The sequence below is a fragment of the Polaromonas sp. genome, assembly GCF_012927485.1.
GTDB lineage: Bacteria > Pseudomonadota > Gammaproteobacteria > Burkholderiales > Burkholderiaceae_C > Polaromonas.
Genome location: NZ_JABBPC010000032.1, coordinates 90515 through 107917, shown reverse-complemented (window position 1 = coordinate 107917; position 17403 = coordinate 90515). Strand labels below are relative to the sequence as shown.

Here is a 17403-nt window from a genome sequence, read left to right as displayed (position 1 = left end):
GCCCTCGGAGTGACTGCTTCTGTTTTACAGGTGGTGGCCGGGAATGACCGGTCTTCAAAACCGTGACGGTGACTGATTTAGCCCAAAAATTTCAGCAATACTATGGCCTATTTTCGGACCAGGCGCAGCGCCAGTTCATGCGAAAGTCTGGGATGGGATACTCTGGCGTAGGGCGGCTTCGGCCACACCCAATCAGCCTCACGGAACAGAACTCTCATGGCGTTAATGTCGCAGTGATAGGGCGGACCCTCGATGAAACCCTCCTGACTGGCGGCTGGCCGTATCACCTGCATGAACATCGCCCATAGACTACCGCCTTGTTTTAGCCACTGAAGCAATTGCCGGGAATAATCGAGCCAATACTCCGGATGAATCGCGCACAAGCAGGTTTGCTCGTAAATGGCATCAAACGGTTTTCCGGGTTGGAAGCTCAGCACATCCGCTTGAATGACCTCTGCGTGGAGGCCCTGGGCGTCCACAAGAGCCCGCGTTGTTTCTACAGCGGCTGCGGTGTAGTCGATTGCCAGGACTTCAAAGCCGCGTTTCGCGAGTTCTGCGACTTCCCAGCCACTACCGCAGCCTGGGACGGCGATACGGCAGGGTTGAAGTTCACCACTATCGAGCCACGCTGTAAGCTGAGGACTTGGGCCAGCTCGGTCCCATCCTGTCTGCTTTTTCTCGAAACGTTCTTGCCAAAACTCAGTCGTCGGGCCCGCCATGTCAAATACTCCGTGGTTAAGGTGAGTGGCTGCAGCAGGCGGCCCAACACGGCTTACAGCCCGAGCCCCTTCCAACCTTCGTGCCCAAGCTTCTCCAGCGTCTTGATGTTCACTTCAAAAATGGCTTCGGCTTCGGGAAATGCTTCTACTGCGCGATCAATACTTGCCTCGCGAATCAGATGCATGATGGCAAACGGAGCGCGGTTGGTGTAGTTGCCAATATCTTCTGGCGCAGTTCCGTCGAACTGGAACTTCGGGTGAAAGCTTGCCAATTGCACAACACCTTCAAGCCCATGCTCGTTGACGACGTCTTCCGCAATTGCCAGAAAATCATTGAAGTCGAGGAATTCTTCAAACAGCGTGGGGTGAATCAGCAAGGTGGTGTCCACCTCCTCCGCCGGCGTCGCAACGAAAAGCTTGAGCTCGCGGTCGAGCTCTTCCAGCAGGTCGTCGGCGTGCCGGGCGTGGCTCACGACCATCCTCACCTGGTTTTTCACATACACCGCTTTGGCGAACGGGCATAAGTTCAGCCCGATCACGGCTACTTCGAGCCACTGCCGGGTCTGCTTTAAAACTTCTTGGTCGGTCATCGCTTAAGGTCCCGGAATTAATGCAAGGCTTTGAAACGAACGCGCTTCGGTTTGGCACCCTCTTCGCCCAGACGTTTTTTCTTGTCGGCTTCATATTCCTGATAGTTGCCGTTGAAAAATGTCCATTGACTGTCGCCCTCCGCCGCGAGAATGTGCGTCGCGATGCGGTCCAGGAACCAGCGATCGTGGCTGATCACCAGCACCGAGCCCGCAAACTCCAGCAGCGCATCTTCCAGTGCGCGCAAGGTTTCCACGTCGAGGTCGTTTGACGGCTCGTCAAGCATCAGCACGTTACCGCCGGCAATCAAAGTTTTAGCCAAATGAAGGCGCCCGCGCTCCCCACCTGACAGCGTACCGACGCGTTTTTGCTGGTCGGCGCCATTGAAGTTGAAGCGCCCCGCATAGGCGCGACTGGGCATGGTGAACTTGCCGACGGTCAACATGTCCAGCCCGCCTGAAATGTCTTCCCAGACGGTCTTTTCGTTCGCCAGGTTATCGCGATGCTGGTCTACAAAAGCCATGCGGGCGGTCTTGCCGATCACCACTTCGCCGCTGTCGGGCTGCTCCTTGCCGGCGATCAGTTTGAACAGTGTCGATTTACCGGCGCCGTTAGGGCCGATGATGCCGACGATGGCGCCGGCCGGCACCTTGAAACTCAGATTGTCGATGAGCAGCCGGTCTCCGAAGGACTTACTGACGCCCTTGAACTCGATGACTTCGTTGCCCAGGCGCTCGGCGACGGGAATGAAAATCTCCTGGGTTTCGTTGCGCTGCTGGTATTCGAAATCTGACAGCTCTTCAAACCGCGCCAAGCGCGATTTGCTCTTAGCCTGGCGCGCTTTCGGATTCTGGCGCGACCATTCGAGCTCTTTCTTCAAGGCTTTGGCTCGGGCTTCTTCGCCTTTGTGCTCGAGCGCAAGCCGCTCGCCTTTTTGATCCAGCCAGCTGCTGTAATTACCTTTCCACGGAATGCCGTGACCGCGATCGAGTTCCAGAATCCACTCAGCGGCGTTGTCAAGGAAGTAGCGATCATGGGTAATGGCCACCACGGTACCCGGGTAGCGCTGCAGGTATTGCTCCAGCCAGTCCACTGATTCGGCGTCCAGGTGGTTGGTCGGCTCGTCGAGCAGCAGCATGTCGGGCTTGGACAGGAGCATGCTACATAGAGCCACACGACGCTTCTCACCACCCGAGAGCAGGCCGATTTTGGCGTCCCAGGGCGGCAGGCGCAACGCGTCGGCGGCAATTTCAAGCTGGTGCTCGGAATCGGTGCCTGCAGTGGCGATGATGGCTTCAAGCCGGGCCTGTTCGGCGGCCAGCGCGTCGAAATCCGCATCGGGCTCACCATAGGCTGTGTAGACCGCATCGAGCTGAGCCTTGGCGGCAAACACCGCACCCATACCCGCTTCGACACTCTCGCGCACGGTGTGCTCGGGATTGAGCTTGGGTTCTTGCGGCAGGTACCCAATGTTCAGACCCGGCATGGGCGTGGCCTCGCCTTCGATCTCGGTGTCGAGGCCTGCCATGATCTTGAGCAACGTCGACTTGCCCGAGCCGTTGGTGCCAAGCATGCCAATCTTTGCACCGGGAAAGAAGCTGAGAGAAACATCCTTCAAAATGTGGCGTTTGGGCGGCACGATTTTGCCGACCTTGTTCATGGTAAATACGTACTGAGCCATCAGAATTACTTTGATAAAAATAGGAAACAACGCAAAGAAACGGACTGCTAGCCGCCTGTGCACAGGATTTTTACAGGCATTTGCAATTGTCTTCGCAGACTAAAACCACACGCCATCCTCTGCAGGCCGACACCTCAAACCAAGGCGCGTTTTTAACGTGAATACCCAGATTATCGTTCCGTGCCACAATACTTAGGTTGGTGGTTCCAGTTGCCTTCAATATTCGGGCATATTCTGGGTAGTACCTTCAGTCACTACTTACAGGGTTTTTAGCCCAACTTTCTGACTCCATCTGCCTTTGACTGGCGGGTTGCTTTCAAACAAAGCGCCCAACGGGCCGATCTAAAGCGTCCACTGGGCGCAACACCATGACATTTGAAGAATTGAACTTGGCCCCGGCCATTCTTAAAGCTGTGCTTGAGCAAGGCTACGAAACTCCCACGCCCATTCAGGCACAGGCCATTCCGGCCATGCTTGCGGGCAACGACTTGCTCGGCGGCGCTCAAACCGGCACCGGCAAGACGGCCGCGTTTACCCTGCCGATGCTGCAGCGCCTGAGCACGGAGCCCCGGCTAACCAATCGGCGCGGCGTCAATGCGGTGCGCGCGCTCATCATGACGCCCACACGCGAGCTGGCCGCCCAGGTGGAAGAAAGCGTACGCACTTACGGCAAATACCTGGACCTCACCTCGATGGTGATGTTCGGCGGCGTCGGCATGGGCGCGCAAATCGAAAAACTGCGTCGTGGCGTGGACATTCTGGTCGCCACTCCCGGACGCCTGCTCGATCATGCCGGCCAAGGCACGCTGGATCTGAGCCAGGTACAAATTTTGGTGCTCGACGAAGCCGACCGCATGTTGGACATGGGCTTCATTCACGACATTAAAAAGGTGCTGGCCCTGGTGCCCAAGCAGAAGCAGACGCTGCTGTTCAGCGCCACCTTTAGCGACGAAATACGCGAACTGGCCAATGGCCTGCTGCGCAGCCCGGTATCCATTCAGGTGACTCCGCGCAACACCACCGTGCAGCGCATCACGCAAACGATTCACCCGGTTGGTCGCGGCAAAAAGAAAGCGCTGCTGACGCACATCATCAACGAGCACAACTGGAGTCAGGTGCTGGTGTTCACGCGCACCAAGTTCGGCGCCAATAACGTCGCGGAACACCTGACCAAAAACGGCATCGTCGCCATGGCGCTGCACGGAAATAAAAGCCAGACGGCCCGCACGCAAGCCCTGCAGGGCTTCAAGAGCGGCGACATCCGCGCACTGGTAGCCACCGACATTGCCGCTCGCGGCATTGATATCGATGAGCTGCCACATGTGGTGAATTACGAGATCCCTAACGTCAGCGAAGACTATGTGCACCGTATCGGCCGCACTGGCCGCGCGGGCAACAGCGGCGAGGCGGTGAGTCTGGTGTGCCTGGACGAAGAAGGCTTCATGCAAGACATCGAGCGCTTCACCAAACAGAATATCGAGAAAGTGGTCGTACCTGGTTTTGAAGCCGAACCGGGCGAAAAAGCCGAGCCTCTGGCGATGGGCCGCCAGACCATTTGGGGTGGCCTGGGCAAACCGCCCAGCCGCGACGTCATGCAGGCTGCCGCAAAAGCAGCACGCAGCGAAATGATGACGCGCATCCGCGACACCAAAGGTGCCCAGCCAGGGCGTGGCGGCGAACGCAGCGCCGGCGGCGGTAGCAATGGCGGTGGGCGCGGTCGCAATCCAGTCGGTGGCAATGGCGGTGAAAGCCGTGGCGACAGCCGCGGCGGTAATGCGGGTAATGGCGGTCGTCGCGGCCCTGCCCCGCAAGGCCAACCACGCCAAAACTCGGGTTATTCACAAGGTGGCCAACCTTCGGGGCAACCCAGAAACGCCTACGCACAAGCGCCTCGTCAACGCGACAGCGAGCCACGCAACAACTTCGATGACCAGCAGCCGGCCAGCCACGCTTCTTCGGGATTTCCTTCCTCTGGACAACCGACGGGCAACCGCAACAACTTCCGCGGAAACCGTTCCGGCGGTGGCTCTGGTGGCGGCGGCGGTGCTGGGGGTCGTAACAACGGACCGCGTCGGTCCGGCGGACCTGGCTCGTTTTCCGGCCGATAGGACTTAGGGCTTCTGTGCAAGGCTCATGCGCAGCTATTTATTCAATAGCAGCAGAGCGTTCACCTGGTTTTCGATCCGAGCGCTGACACCATCCCGCCATGCGTGGGCTTTTCGGCTGCGATGGTGCCTGCTCCGTCACGAGCAGGACGTCGGAGTGGACGGATCAAACGCGGTGGGTCAAAGCCAAGGCGATTGAAATAAAAATGCCGTGGATATTCGCGGCGGCGATCGTTTCCTTGATGGCTGGCGTCAGTCGCGCGGGATTATCTGCCTCCGCAAGCAGCCGTCGGCTGGCCTTGACAGACCAAACGGCTGGCAAGAGTCCCGCGACACACGACGGCGGCAAAGCGCCCAGAACGACGGAAAACGCGAGCCAAAGATAAGCCGCCGAAATCAGAACGATGTAGCCCCAGCGCGCTTTTTGCGGGCCGAGGAGGACCACCAGCGTACGCTTGCCGCTGGCTGCATCAGCCAGCGCGTCGGGAAACTGGTTGAGGTAAAGAATGGCGGCGACCAAAAGCGCGAAGGGGAATCCGGCCACCAGCGGGTGGGAAGAGAATTCTCCGCGTTGCACGAAATCGGTACCCAGCACCACCAGGAGCCAGCCGCCGGTAATCGCGCCCTCACCGACGCCGCGCGCCATCAGCTGCAAAGGCGGCGCAGAGTAGGCCCAGGCCATCAGCAACCCGATCAGACCAATCAAAAGAAGACCGCCAGCCGAATGCGCGGTCAACCACAAACCAGCTGGAATCACCGCACCAAGAAGGGCATAGCCAAAGCGCCGAGTTTCGCGCAGGGTCAAGACACCATTCTGGATGAATCGGCTACCCCCGGTGAACGGAAACAATCGCGTTTGATTGTTGGCGTCCGCACCGTTCAGTGCATCGTAGTAATCGTTCACCACGTTTGCGCCGGCATGAGCCACGAGCGCGAACAATACCGTCAGCAGCGCTTTCACCCCGTTGATCGTCAGACCGTCGGCGCTAGCCGTCGCCAGGCCAATCAAAGTCCCCACCAGCGTCACGCTCAGAAAGGCAGGTCGCGTCGCGGCAAAGTACTTGACAAACGGGTTACCAAAACGCTGCCGGTTAGGTTCGGGTGGGTTCATGGTGCTACTTTGCGCGCGCGCCGCGCCGTGTCTTCGTCGCGCGCCGCATCGATCACCCGCATGACGGCATTGAGGTCGGCAAGTTTTTCATGACGCCTGCAGTGCCCGGTGAGCACGCTCTCCGGCTGTAGCATGCCGGTTTCATAGAGTGACCAGATTTCCTTGCCGTAATTGGTGCGCAGAAGCTCGGGAGCAAATTGACCGAAGTAAGTCGCGAGGTTGTCGACGTCGCGTTCCAGCATTCGGCTGGCGTTATTGTTGGCCGCGGCGTCGATCGCCTGCGGCAGGTCGATGATCACCGGGCCGTCGCTATCGACCAGCACGTTGTACTCTGAAAGATCGCCGTGCACGATGCCAGCGCAGAGCATCCGGACCACCTGCCGGATCAAAACGGCGTGGTAGCGCCGGGCATCGTCCGGGCTCAATACCACGTCGTTGAGCCGCGGCGCCGGTGCACCGTTTTCGTCGGTCACCAGTTCCATCAACAACACGCCTTCGTGGAAATTGTAGGGGGTCGGCACTCGCACCCCGGCTGCGGCAAGGCGGTACAACGCGTCAACCTCCGCATGCTGCCAGGCGGCTTCCTGTTCCTGACGACCGTATTTGGAGCCCTTTGCCATCGCTCGGGCCTGCCGGCTGTTCTTGATCTTGCGACCTTCGGTGTAATCGACGGCCTGCCGGAAACTGCGTTTGTTGGCCTCCTTGTAGACCTTGGCGCAGAGCACTTCGTCGCCGCTCTGGACCACGTAAACCATGGCCTCCTTGCCGCTCATGAGCTGGCGGATTACCTTGTCGACCAACCCGTCGGTGACCAGAGGCTCGATTCTGCTGGGCGTCTTCATGCTGTCTGTTCGCTTTTGTGAAGCTTGCCGTAGGCGGCGAGCAAGCGTTGGTGCATGTCGCAGTTGACGAGATTCATGCCGAGAGAGGGCTGGCCGAAGAAGCGTAGCTCGCCTCCAAGCAGTGCCTGCGCCTGGCGCAACGTCTCGGCACCGTACAAAATTTGGAGAGTCGCTGCAAAACTGGCCGAATCTTCAAGCTTCTGCAGACTCTCGATACAGCCGTAAACACGTCGCCGCTCGATGTTGATCTGTCCGAAATGGCGAATCCATTCACAGCCTTCGTCGACGGCTTCTCGGTTACCGCAAGCCAGCGCCAACAGCGTTTTGAGTTCACCAACGCGCAGGTCTCTCCAGAACGCGTCGTCGCCAGGCGCCAGGCCGATCAAGGCCGCAACCAGGCGATCCTCCGTCAAGCCACTTTCATTGAGCGTGTCGAGCAAATCGGCACATTCCGCCTGATCGAGTTCGGGCAAATGCAGGATCGCTTCGCGAATGCTGTTGGCCACGCTGTTGTTTTCCCATTCAAGTTCGTCGATCGGGTAGATCTCTGACATTCCCGGAACCAGAACCCGGCAGGCATAGACCCCCAGATGGTTGAAGTCAGCCACGTAAATATCATGGCCGCTGGCGTGAACGCATTCAACCAGCCAGGCGTAGTCTTCGGCGGTGCTGGTGCTGAAGTTCCAGTCGTGAAAGGCAAAGTCCGGCTTCGTGCCGAGGAAGTTCCAACTGATGATGCCGCTGGAATCGACAAAGTGGATCTCGATGTTGGGCGAACTGGCGATTTCTTCGAGGTCGAAACCAGGTTCGGGGAATCCGGCGAGGGCGTCAAGCGCACGGCCTTGAAGCAGCTCCGTCAAGGCGCGTTCCAATGCAATCTCAAAGCGCGGGTGCGCGCCGAAGCTGGAGAAGCAGCCCTGGTCCTGCGGATTCAGCAGCGTCACATTCATCACCGGATAGTTGCCGCCGAGCGAGGCGTCCTTGACCAGAATGCCGAAGCCGGCGTCGCGCAAGCCCTGTACGCCGGCCGCGATGCGCGGATAGCGGGCGATGACGTCCTCGGGCACGTCAGGCAGACACAGCCCTTCGCTGATGATGCGGAACTTGATGTGGCGTTCAAAAATTTCCGACAGCGCTTGCGTCCGCGCCTCGGCCCGCGTATTACCGGCTGACATGCCATTGCTGACGTACAGGTTGCCGATGACGTTAACAGGGAAATAAACAGTCGCGTTGTCGCGCTGGCGGACATAGGGAATGGCGCAAATGCCGCGTTCGGCGTTGCCCGAGTTAAAGTCCACTAGCATGCTGGCGTGGATACTTCCCTTGGGGTTGTAGAACTGCTGAAGTTCGGGTGTCAGCAGCGCCTGCGGCCATTCGCCGTCTTCTTCGGGCTGAAACCATTGCTCATGCGGATAATGCACAAAACTGCGGTCCCCTCCCCCTTTTTCGCTTTCGGCGTAGCGTTGGCCGAGGTAGTAATGGTTCCAGAAATAGTTGCAGGAAAGGCGCTCAAAGAACTCACCCAGCGCACTGGCCAGCGACGCTAATTTTGAGGCGCCCTTGCCGTTGGTGAACATCAGTGGGCAATCCCGGTCGCGCACATGCACGGACCAGATACCGTCGACAGGGTTAAGCCACGAGCGTTCTTCGATATGAAAGCCAAGGCCTTCCAGTTTGGCCTGCATGGTGTTGATCGAGGATTCGAGCGAGGCATCCTTGCCGACGATGAAACTTTCTGCTTGCATAGATAGGTCCTGCTAAGTCCTGGGTACTGACTAATCACTGTTTGAGCACCGACAATAAATCACGGCCTTCCGAGGTGCCCCCCCGGCGAAGCGCCGGGACGTCGAGGCATTTAAGGGCCAGCAGCGGTTTACCGCATAAGAGTCGATATCCGCCGATCGTTGTCGGAGAGCTAGGCTTGGCAACCGGTCATGAGCGCGTTCCGGCGAATAGGAAGTGCGAGTCTGGATTATCCTGCATCCGCGCTTCAGATTCGCTCGCCGTTATCGCCCTGCGCGCCCGCAGTCGGTTCGCAAGCGTGGGTCGCGCCGACGCCAGCATCATGGGGGCGAGACCCCGGTGCGAGAACGCGACCGTTCATGTTTCTGTTGAATGCGTCTGCGGTCCGCTCTAGACCTGAAGGTGACTGCACCCCCAAATAGCTGCTACTCTAGAAGAAAACGAAGGTCGCCAAAGCAAAGAGCTGCGCCCCCTCAACCGCGATTAACCGGTTGGCGAGAGCGCGTCAGGACTGACTTTTGCGCGCGTCGTCGCTTCGCTGCGGCCGGACTGATTGGGAGTGCACCGTGATCCAAGAACTACTGACCCGAAGTTGGGCCACGTGGCATAGCCTGTTTGCGATATTGGGTCTTGCCACTTACGTCATCGCCTCGCACGCACGTCGGCAGCGCCGTCACCCGTCAGCGGCCATTGCCTGGGTCGTGTCGCTCACATTGGTGCCCTATTTGGCCCTTCCGCTGTATCTGCTGCTCGGTAATCGAAAGGTCGTTCGCGACCAGTCGGCCCGACCAACGCTGGCGTCGGTGCACGCGGTTCACCCGTCCAACGCACCCGCAGCCAGATTTCAGCATCTCGCTGCCGCGATGGGTCTTCCCCCTGCATCGTCTTATCAGCAACTCGCCATTCATAAAGATGGACTCGACGCCCTGCAGGCGCTCCGGACTGTGATGCTTGGCGCAACCCGCACGCTGGATCTTTCCACTTTTCTTCTGGGACGAGACGTGCTGGGTGACGAAGTGAGCCAAATTCTTATGCGGCGAGCTCAAGAAGGCGTACGGGTGCGTCTTCTGATTGACGGAATCGGCGTCTATTTGGGAGGTCGTCCGCACCTGAAACGGCTGTCCGCTGCAGGCGTTCAGGTTGCATTGTTTGTTTCACCGCTGCGCTCACCTCTGCCAGGCCGCACCAACCTGCGAAACCACCGGAAGATGGTGATTGCAGATGGAGAGCGAATCTGGTTGGGCGGCCGCAATATGGCCGCTGAATACTTCACCGGCGACCCGGCTTTGAAGTCTAAAAAAACGCCCTGGATCGATTTGACTTTTGACTTTAGCGGTGCCCTCGCACGGCAGGCGCAGCATCGGTTCAATCAGGATTGGATCTTCGCAACACAGGCACCCGAGTCTGACGTGTCCCCGCCGGAGGTGCAGGCTCCGGCGTCTGGCACGGCGGGTGGCCAGCTAATTGCAAGTGGACCGGATCAGGTCGACGACACGGTTTACTCACTGCTCATCTCTAGCTGCTTCACCGCCCGGACACGAATCCTGGCAGTGACGCCCTACTTCGTGCCAGACGCGACGCTATTGATGGCGTTGACATTGGCCGCGCGGCGCGGGATCGAAGTGGATCTGGTGCTTCCGCACCGATCCAACCACCGGCTGGCCGACATGGCACGCCCTGCCGCACTGCGCGACATGTCGGGGGCGGGTGCCCGCGTCTGGTTGCTTCCAGGGATGATTCATGCCAAGGCGATCATCGTCGACGACCACCTCGCCTTAGCCGGTTCGGCCAATCTCGATGAACGCAGCCTGTTTTTGAACTACGAGTTGATGGTTGCTTTTTTCGAGCCCCATGACGTCCAACGCTTCGCGCAATGGATCGCCCAGCAACGCGAAGGCGCTCGACTGTACCGTGGCCGGCCGCCCGGCGTGCTGCGTGAGTTCTCAGAGGGACTGGTCCGGTGGCTGGCATTCCAGCTCTGAGCAGGCCATCCAAATCAATGCCGTGTTGGGGCCGATGATGGCAATGGCCTGCTTGTTCTTTGCAAAAAACGTCGCCATCACACCACGCGCAAAGTTCACCGTCTATGAGGTCGGCGGTTAAAGAAAGGCACATCGGCATTTCCAATCCCGGGTGCTTCATTAGCGCCCGGTAAGGTGCTTTTCAGGGGGCACCAAGGTCCTCTCGGATGAGCGACCGCCCGCGTTGCTGTTGCGACATCTCCGGCAAAAAATGACCTCGTTGCGAGAAACGTTGTCTTACACGGCGCTCCTAGTTTGCGTTGACATAGATCAATGCGGGTGATACCTTGCATGCGCAAACTCAACCCCATACCAGCAGTAAGGAAAAGAGATCGCGCCATGAAAAACCCGACCATCCATTCAGGTGTTTACACCTTGAAACTTATGTGGGTCCTAGCGATCCTCGCCGCAGTTTTCATCGCCTCGATGCCTCAGACCGCCCGAGCGCTCCCCCTGTTTGCACGCCAGACCGGGCAAAACTGCGTGGCCTGCCATGCTGGCGGACAGTTCCCTGAACTCACGCCCTACGGCCGCCTGTTCAAGCTGACGGGCTACACCATGGGCGAACGGACCGTTCCGGTGTCCGTCATGGGCGTACTCTCGAATGCCATGGTTGCCGACACCTCCAAGACCGACGATGCAGGTGCCGACTTCCAGAAAAACGGGCAGACCGTTTTCGCGACAGGGAGTCTGTTCCTGGGCGGCAAGGTGACCGACAACATAGGCGCATTGACCCAGATCACTTTCAACCCGTATGCAACGCAGGGCGTGGATGGAAAGTTTCACGGGCACACCAACGCCGACAACATGGACATTCGCTTTGCCGATCGCTTCGTCGATGAAAAACGAGACCTGATCGTCGGCCTGTCCGTCAACAACAACCCGTCGGTTTCTGACCCCTGGAACTCGTCGGCCGCCTGGATGCAGTATGTGCCTTCGTCAAGCCTCACCAGCAACCGATTTATCGACGCGACCACGCCCTATCCCAGCTACTCGACCGGCGGCAACATCGCGGGCGTCACGGCTTACACCTACTTGAACCAGTCGCTTTATGCCGAGTTCGGCGGATACAGCACGTCCCGAGGGCTGTTGTCCTTCATGAGCGCCGGTTTGGGGGACGACAGAACCACCAAGCTCAGGGGCATCAATCCTTACTTGCGGCTGGCGTGGAACCATGAATGGGGTGCCCACAGCCTGATGGTCGGAACCTCCGCCATGGCGGCCCAGATTTATGACAGTAATCTCGACACGTCCGATCCCACCACGACCCGTCACACCAGGGATTGGAAGATCGACGCACAGTACCAGTATTTACTGGATCCGCATACCGTGACCGGACAGCTCGTCTTCGCGCGCAACCGCACCCGTTATTCCGACGCTCAACAGGCCAACCCAACGGCGTCTGCCTTTGTCGACGCGGCGGGCAACCCCTTGGCCGGCCCCAACGCCGAGGACACAACCAACCTGATGCGGGCCAAACTGACTTACACCTACCAGGCACGGTATGGTGGAAGCGTTGCGTTTTTCAACCGGACCGGCAGCACGAATACCGCCAATCAAACCTCAGGCTATGACCCTGTCACGATGAGCATCACGTCCGACCCGGGCGCTCAAGCGCCTTCCTTACGGGTCGGCGGTAACCTCTCTGGCAATCCTGCGACCCGCGGCTTGACCTTCGAAACGTTCTGGCTCCCGACCCAGTACGTGCGAATCGGTGCCCAGTACACGGCTTACAGCCGCTATAACGGCGCGTCGGACAACTACGACGGCTTCGGACGTAACGCCCGGGACAACAACACGCTGCTCTTCTATCTCTGGGCCGCGTACTGATTCGGCCTCGGACCTACGACCTGTCAAGCCGCCTTGAAACCATCCAGGAAATTCACATGAAGCTCGCATACCTCGTTCTCGCTCTTGCTGGCGCAGGGCTCGCCGTTGGATGTTCGAATCCAACCCGCTCGCGAAATTTAGCGGACCCCACGGTGACATCGCTCACAATGGCGCAGCAAGTTTGCGCTAACTGCCACGGGGTCACGGGAAACTCTGTGTCGCCCAACTTTCCCAATCTGGCGGGCCAAACACCGACTTATTTCATGGCCCAGCTGAACGGCTTCAAGGGCCACGGCCGGCAAGATCCGGCAGGCTTCGAATACATGTGGGGCATAAGCCGAAGCCTGACGGACGCGCAAATCAGTGGGCTGGCAAGTTACTACGCGAACCAGAAGCCCGCGCACCAGGCCATCGAAGGGGCCGCTTCTCGCATGTCGGCGGGCAAGGAGATTTTTGAAGCCGGTGTGCCCGCCAAAAATGTTCCCGCCTGCTTGGGCTGCCACGGCGCGGAAGGACAGGGCAACGACACTTTTCCGCGCATCGCGGGCCAGCACGCCGACTACCTCGTCAAGCAGTTAACGGTGTTCCAGCGGACCAACGACCGGCCACTGGGCGCGATCATGGAGACCGTCGCCCATGAACTCACCCGAGATGACATCGAGAACGTCGCCGCTTATGTACAAGCCATGCCCAATCGGTAGCCGGGTCCGGTACCGATAACGCGGGAGCTATCAGGGAGACAAGCCACGTAATGCGCCGTGCGGCTGAGCGTCGCACCCCTCAAAAATTAACGCTTGAAATTTAACGCGCTAAAAACCACGGCGAGTTTTCTGTGACCGACTGAGTTCGCCTCCGAGGCAGTTCCAGCGTTTTTGAAAATCGACACCGGGGTTGCAAGGGCTGACAATGTGCCCTTCTCCCAGATTGCACACCGTGCACCTCTCTATGTCATTTTCTACCGATTGCAGCCTTCCAGGAAACCTGGATTCTGTTCATACGCTGGCCGAACTCTTCGCGTGGCGTATTGCGAAAACACCGCAGGCGGATGCCTACCTTCAATACGACACAGCCACCCGTCGCTGGAAAGGCCTCTCCTGGCATAGCACCGGGGAGCGAATGGCCCGCTTTGCCGCGGCCCTCGAACGCCTGGCGCTGCCGCGCGGTGCCCGCATTGCAATCCTGCTTCCCAACGGTCTCGATGCGGTATGCATCGACCAGGCAGCGCTGGCTCAGGCTTGCGTTCCAGTGCCGCTGCATGCGATCGACAATTCCGCCAGCATTGCCTACATCCTTGGCGACAGCGATGCCTCGGTACTGGTGGCTTTCTCCGAGGGGCAGTGGCAGGCCATTGCCGCCACCGGGGTGGTACTGCCTTCGCTGCGCCAAGTGGTCGTCGTGCAAAAGGCCTCGGGCACGCCGTCCGTCGCGGGCAGCGTGCCGGTAAGCTCGCTGACCGACTGGCTATCACCGGCCGACGCTTCCGCCGATAGCCGGCTCGCACCGCAGCCGCCCGAGCCTGGCGAACTGGCCGCGCTGGTGTATACATCTGGCACAACGGGCAAGCCCAAGGGGGTGATGCTGACCCACGATAACGTGCTGGAGAACGTGAAGGCCACGCTGCAGCGCGTGTCCCCGGCGGCGGCGGACGTGTTTCTTTCGTTCCTGCCGCTGTCTCACACCTTCGAGCGCACCGCTGGCTACTATTTACCGATAGCCGCCGGCTGCAGTGTGGCGCATGCGCGGTCGGTCGCGCAGCTGTCCGAGGACCTGAGGGCCGTGCGGCCCACGATCCTGATCTCGGTACCGCGCATCTACGAGCGTGTGTACGCGACGCTTCAGGAGCGACTGTCTGGATCGGTGCTGAAATTGCGCTTCTTCGACTGGGCGCAGGCGGTCGGTTGGCGGCGCTTTTGCCGCGCCAATCAATTGCCCGTAACGAGCACGGTGCCGGCGCTATTAGACCGCCTGACGTGGCCGCTGCTGGAGTGGTTGGTTGCGAGGCCGCTGCTGATGCACTTCGGCGGCCGGCTGCGCGTGGCCGTGAGCGGCGGCGCGCCGCTGTCTCAGACCATTGCCCATAGCTTTCTCGGGCTCGGGCTGCCGATCCTGCAGGGCTACGGCATGACGGAGACGTCCCCCGTGGTCGCCGCTAACGGCCTGGATGACAACGACCCGTCCACCGTCGGCCGCCCGCTGCCGGGCGTTGAAGTGTGCATTGGCGATCACCAGGAGTTGCTGGTACGCAGCCGCAGCGTCATGCGCGGCTACTGGAAGCGCGAGGAAGACACCGCGGCAGCTTTCGTCGATGGCTGGTTGCGCACCGGCGACCAGGCGGCGATTGAGAATGGGCGAATTCGCATCCTCGGTCGATTGAAGGAAATCATCGTGACCTCCACCGGCGAGAAAATCGCGCCGGCCGACCTGGAACTCGCAATCACCACCAACCTGTTGTTCGAACAGGCCTACGCGTTCGGCGACAACCGTCCCTTCATCGCCTGCATCGTGGTGCTCAGCCGGACCGGGTGGAAGCACCTGGCCGTTGCGCTGGAACTCAACCCGGACGACAGGGAGAACCTGAACGCGCCCAGCGCACGCGAGGCGGCGCTGCAACGGATACGCGAGCTCACTGCCACGCTGCCGTACTATGCCCAGCCCCGTGCGGTAGCGCTCACCCTTGACCCGTGGACCATCGAGAACACGCTGATGACGCCAACGCTAAAGCTCAAGCGCAAAAACCTGGCGGCACATTTCGCCGGGGTGATCGAGCGGCTCTACCAGCGCTGACGGGTACCGCCTTCACCCCCGCACGGCCCCGAGCGCCGGATAACCACCCGGTTGCGGATTCGGCCCCTTGCGCAATACGGCCATCCTTCCCCGCATGGACGCAATCTCCACCGTCTGGCTCGCGATGATTTCCTCGGCGAGTTGCCGCACCATCGGGTCGCGCCCATGAATCAGCACCAGACGCGCCATCTCGACAGCGCCCTCATGATGAGGAATCATCATCGCGAGGAAGTCGGAGTCGGGCTGCCCGGTGTAGCCTGATTGATGCATGTCGCTCATCATGCGCGCCATGCCAGTGCTCATCCCGGCCTCAAAACTGCCCTTTTCTTGATCCTTGCCATGACCATTTTCTTGGTGCGCGTTGTGGTCTGTCATGCGGTCTGCCCCTTGGTTCCGGGCCGCACATAAACCAAATTAATACTTTTCTTGTTACGCAACTCGCCAGACGGAAGCTTCAGTGCACCCAAGGGAATCTGAGTGATCAGTTTGGGTTGCAGCGGTGTCGAGACGTCAAAGGCCGAACAAACGACCTGGCCAGCGTTGGGGGTGCCGGGCAGTTCGTCCTGCTCGTGGGCCACGTAGAGCAAATTGTTGGCTGGGTTGGTCCATAGACCATGGGCCTCGCGACCCCCGGTGTACACCATGCCGACGACTTTCTGTTGGGAAATCGGCACCGAGCGGTCAATGATCGCGAGGCGACTTGACGCCGCGCCGTTGGGTCCGCCGTCGTCCACTCGTGCGAGGCTCATATAGGTTACCTGGCCGCGTGCGTTATCAACAAACTCAAGGTGGTTGGGTCGCGCCATCTCGCCCAGTGGGATCGTCGCCAGCACGGTGCCAGGATCTTTCACCGAAACGAGAGACACGGCATCGGCGAGCTTATGCGACAGCCACATCTGACTACCATCCGGCGAGAGTTTTTGAAACGGCGTAAACGCTGGTTTGTCCTGCATGCTCAAATCGACCAACCGCAAGCGCTTGGGCCGCGAATAGCCCTGTGCATCAGGATTCACGTGAAGAATTTCGAGCTGCGCCACTTTCTGGCTGATGACGAATGCGAGCTTGCCGTCCTTGGAGAACCATACCTGTGCAGGGCCATTGAGCGTGGGCACATAAGCACGCACCGCATTGGAAGGCGCACCGCCAACTTGTTTTTTTGCCTGCTCCACATCGAGAATGGCGATGCGATCCTCGCCGCGCAAGGTAACCCACAGCTCGCGGCCGTTGCGCGTGAAGGTGGGTTCGTGCGGCTCCCGGCCCAACAAAATGCCGCTGGATAAGCGCTCTGGATTCGTCGTCGGACCGGCTTGCGGATTGGTCACGTTGCCGAGCACGCGCCGATTCACCGAGTCAATGAGGTAAATGTTGCTGCTGCCCCGGCCCGAGGTGGCGAGCAGTGTGCCGTCGGGGTTAGGCACCGCGCCGTGGGCGTCAACGCAGCCGTGGTACAGCGGTTTGTGGATCATTGCCGCATGCGTCGGCATCACACCCCCGGTGACAAAACGAAACGGCGGACGTGCGTCCTCGTCAAAACTGGTCAGGTTGATCGTGGTTTCCACCTGGTTGCTCATCGGATCGATGACGCTGATGGTGTTGGAATCCTCGTTGGTGATGAACACCCGGTCCACGGCGGCAATGTCAGCAGCCGTCGCCATAGGGGAGACAGCCGTTGCGACGGGGCCTTGCGCCAATGCCCAGGGTGCTGCTACGGTGGCGGGCAGTACTGCCGCCATCTTGAGGAAATCGCGGCGTGCGTCGTTCAGTGGTTCGCTCATAGGTACCTTTTTAAAATCGGTTAATGTGATAAATCCCGGCCAAAAAGCGACTGGGAGGCGATCTGTTTTATCGGGTGAATAATGCCCACCCGATCTTTAAAGCGGTTTTTAAAAGTCGGCTGCGACCGCCAACTTCAGGTTAATTTGCCAGGTTTCGCTGACAATCCTGCCCTGGCCGAACGTCAACACGTAGCAAACCTGGAT

13 protein-coding genes are annotated in these 17403 nt (G+C 59.5%); 5 read left to right on the top strand and 8 right to left on the bottom strand.

Features of this window, described 5'->3' with window-relative positions; translation table 11 throughout:
- Positions 1 to 107: 107 nt before the first annotated feature.
- Genes HHJ16_RS12660 through ettA form a run of 3 tightly spaced genes read right to left on the bottom strand, consistent with a single transcriptional unit; the run spans position 108 to position 2988 of the window.
- Positions 108 to 719, bottom strand: coding sequence for a methyltransferase domain-containing protein (locus HHJ16_RS12660; RefSeq protein WP_296901108.1), 612 nt, complete (start codon positions 717 to 719; stop codon positions 108 to 110).
- Positions 720 to 772: 53 nt separating this feature from the next.
- Complete coding sequence (locus HHJ16_RS12655) at positions 773 to 1309, bottom strand: DUF1415 domain-containing protein (RefSeq protein WP_296901106.1); 537 nt, start codon at positions 1307 to 1309, stop codon at positions 773 to 775.
- Positions 1310 to 1326: 17 nt separating this feature from the next.
- Entirely contained in the window at positions 1327 to 2988 is a 1662-nt protein-coding gene (gene ettA, locus HHJ16_RS12650) for an energy-dependent translational throttle protein EttA (protein WP_296901104.1), read from the bottom strand.
- A gap of 368 nt (positions 2989 to 3356) precedes the next feature.
- Between ettA and HHJ16_RS12645 the strand changes: the two genes are divergently transcribed.
- A complete protein-coding gene (locus tag HHJ16_RS12645) occupies positions 3357 to 5096 on the top strand; it encodes a DEAD/DEAH box helicase (RefSeq protein ID WP_296901077.1) in 1740 nt (579 codons plus the stop codon).
- Positions 5097 to 5259: 163 nt separating this feature from the next.
- Here the strand turns inward: HHJ16_RS12645 and HHJ16_RS12640 are convergent, their stop codons facing one another.
- The 3 genes from HHJ16_RS12640 to ycaO are packed head-to-tail and all read right to left on the bottom strand — an operon-like array spanning position 5260 to position 8791.
- Positions 5260 to 6204: a prenyltransferase gene (locus tag HHJ16_RS12640; protein ID WP_296901075.1), complete on the bottom strand. Its 945-nt coding sequence runs from the start codon at positions 6202 to 6204 to the stop codon at positions 5260 to 5262.
- Positions 6201 to 7046, bottom strand: a complete 846-nt coding sequence (locus tag HHJ16_RS12635; RefSeq protein WP_296901073.1) for a PA4780 family RIO1-like protein kinase — start codon at positions 7044 to 7046, stop codon at positions 6201 to 6203. The genes HHJ16_RS12640 and HHJ16_RS12635 overlap by 4 nt, the downstream gene beginning before the upstream one ends.
- Positions 7043 to 8791: a 30S ribosomal protein S12 methylthiotransferase accessory factor YcaO gene (gene ycaO / locus HHJ16_RS12630; RefSeq protein WP_296901071.1), complete on the bottom strand. Its 1749-nt coding sequence runs from the start codon at positions 8789 to 8791 to the stop codon at positions 7043 to 7045. Before ycaO ends, HHJ16_RS12635 begins: the two co-directional genes overlap by 4 nt.
- Before the next feature lie 564 nt (positions 8792 to 9355).
- Between ycaO and HHJ16_RS12625 the strand changes: the two genes are divergently transcribed.
- From HHJ16_RS12625 to HHJ16_RS12610, 4 genes are all read left to right on the top strand, one after another.
- Positions 9356 to 10771, top strand: a complete 1416-nt coding sequence (locus HHJ16_RS12625; RefSeq protein ID WP_296901069.1) for a phospholipase D-like domain-containing protein — start codon at positions 9356 to 9358, stop codon at positions 10769 to 10771.
- Between the two features lie 378 nt (positions 10772 to 11149).
- Complete coding sequence (locus HHJ16_RS12620; RefSeq protein ID WP_296901067.1) at positions 11150 to 12640, top strand: cytochrome C; 1491 nt, start codon at positions 11150 to 11152, stop codon at positions 12638 to 12640.
- 152 nt (positions 12641 to 12792) lie between these two features.
- Positions 12793 to 13341, top strand: coding sequence for a c-type cytochrome (locus tag HHJ16_RS12615; RefSeq protein WP_296901065.1), 549 nt, complete (start codon positions 12793 to 12795; stop codon positions 13339 to 13341).
- Positions 13342 to 13585: 244 nt separating this feature from the next.
- Positions 13586 to 15424 carry a long-chain fatty acid--CoA ligase gene (locus HHJ16_RS12610; RefSeq protein WP_296901063.1) on the top strand — a complete coding sequence of 613 codons (1839 nt, stop codon included), beginning with the start codon at positions 13586 to 13588 and terminating at the stop codon, positions 15422 to 15424.
- Positions 15425 to 15436: 12 nt separating this feature from the next.
- Here HHJ16_RS12610 and HHJ16_RS12605 read toward each other — a convergent pair whose 3' ends face one another.
- Both HHJ16_RS12605 and HHJ16_RS12600 read right to left on the bottom strand, forming a co-directional pair.
- A complete protein-coding gene (locus HHJ16_RS12605) occupies positions 15437 to 15799 on the bottom strand; it encodes a DUF305 domain-containing protein (RefSeq protein WP_296901062.1) in 363 nt (120 codons plus the stop codon).
- Positions 15796 to 17199 (bottom strand): YncE family protein, encoded by a 1404-nt coding sequence (locus HHJ16_RS12600; protein WP_296901060.1) that lies wholly within the window; start codon positions 17197 to 17199, stop codon positions 15796 to 15798. The genes HHJ16_RS12605 and HHJ16_RS12600 overlap by 4 nt, the downstream gene beginning before the upstream one ends.
- Positions 17200 to 17403 lie beyond the last annotated feature (204 nt).

What these genes read in the sequence shown, in the direction of transcription:
- HHJ16_RS12605 (WP_296901062.1), bottom strand. Translation starts at nt 15,799, where the DNA reads ATGACAGACCACAACGCGCACCAAGAAAATGGTCATGGCAAGGATCAA.
- HHJ16_RS12660 (WP_296901108.1), bottom strand. Translation starts at nt 719, where the DNA reads ATGGCGGGCCCGACGACTGAGTTTTGGCAAGAACGTTTCGAGAAAAAG.
- HHJ16_RS12620 (WP_296901067.1), top strand. Translation starts at nt 11,150, where the DNA reads ATGAAAAACCCGACCATCCATTCAGGTGTTTACACCTTGAAACTTATG.
- HHJ16_RS12600 (WP_296901060.1), bottom strand. Translation starts at nt 17,199, where the DNA reads ATGAGCGAACCACTGAACGACGCACGCCGCGATTTCCTCAAGATGGCG.
- HHJ16_RS12610 (WP_296901063.1), top strand. Translation starts at nt 13,586, where the DNA reads ATGTCATTTTCTACCGATTGCAGCCTTCCAGGAAACCTGGATTCTGTT.
- HHJ16_RS12645 (WP_296901077.1), top strand. Translation starts at nt 3,357, where the DNA reads ATGACATTTGAAGAATTGAACTTGGCCCCGGCCATTCTTAAAGCTGTG.
- HHJ16_RS12640 (WP_296901075.1), bottom strand. Translation starts at nt 6,204, where the DNA reads ATGAACCCACCCGAACCTAACCGGCAGCGTTTTGGTAACCCGTTTGTC.
- ycaO (WP_296901071.1), bottom strand. Translation starts at nt 8,791, where the DNA reads ATGCAAGCAGAAAGTTTCATCGTCGGCAAGGATGCCTCGCTCGAATCC.
- HHJ16_RS12635 (WP_296901073.1), bottom strand. Translation starts at nt 7,046, where the DNA reads ATGAAGACGCCCAGCAGAATCGAGCCTCTGGTCACCGACGGGTTGGTC.
- ettA (WP_296901104.1), bottom strand. Translation starts at nt 2,988, where the DNA reads ATGGCTCAGTACGTATTTACCATGAACAAGGTCGGCAAAATCGTGCCG.
- HHJ16_RS12655 (WP_296901106.1), bottom strand. Translation starts at nt 1,309, where the DNA reads ATGACCGACCAAGAAGTTTTAAAGCAGACCCGGCAGTGGCTCGAAGTA.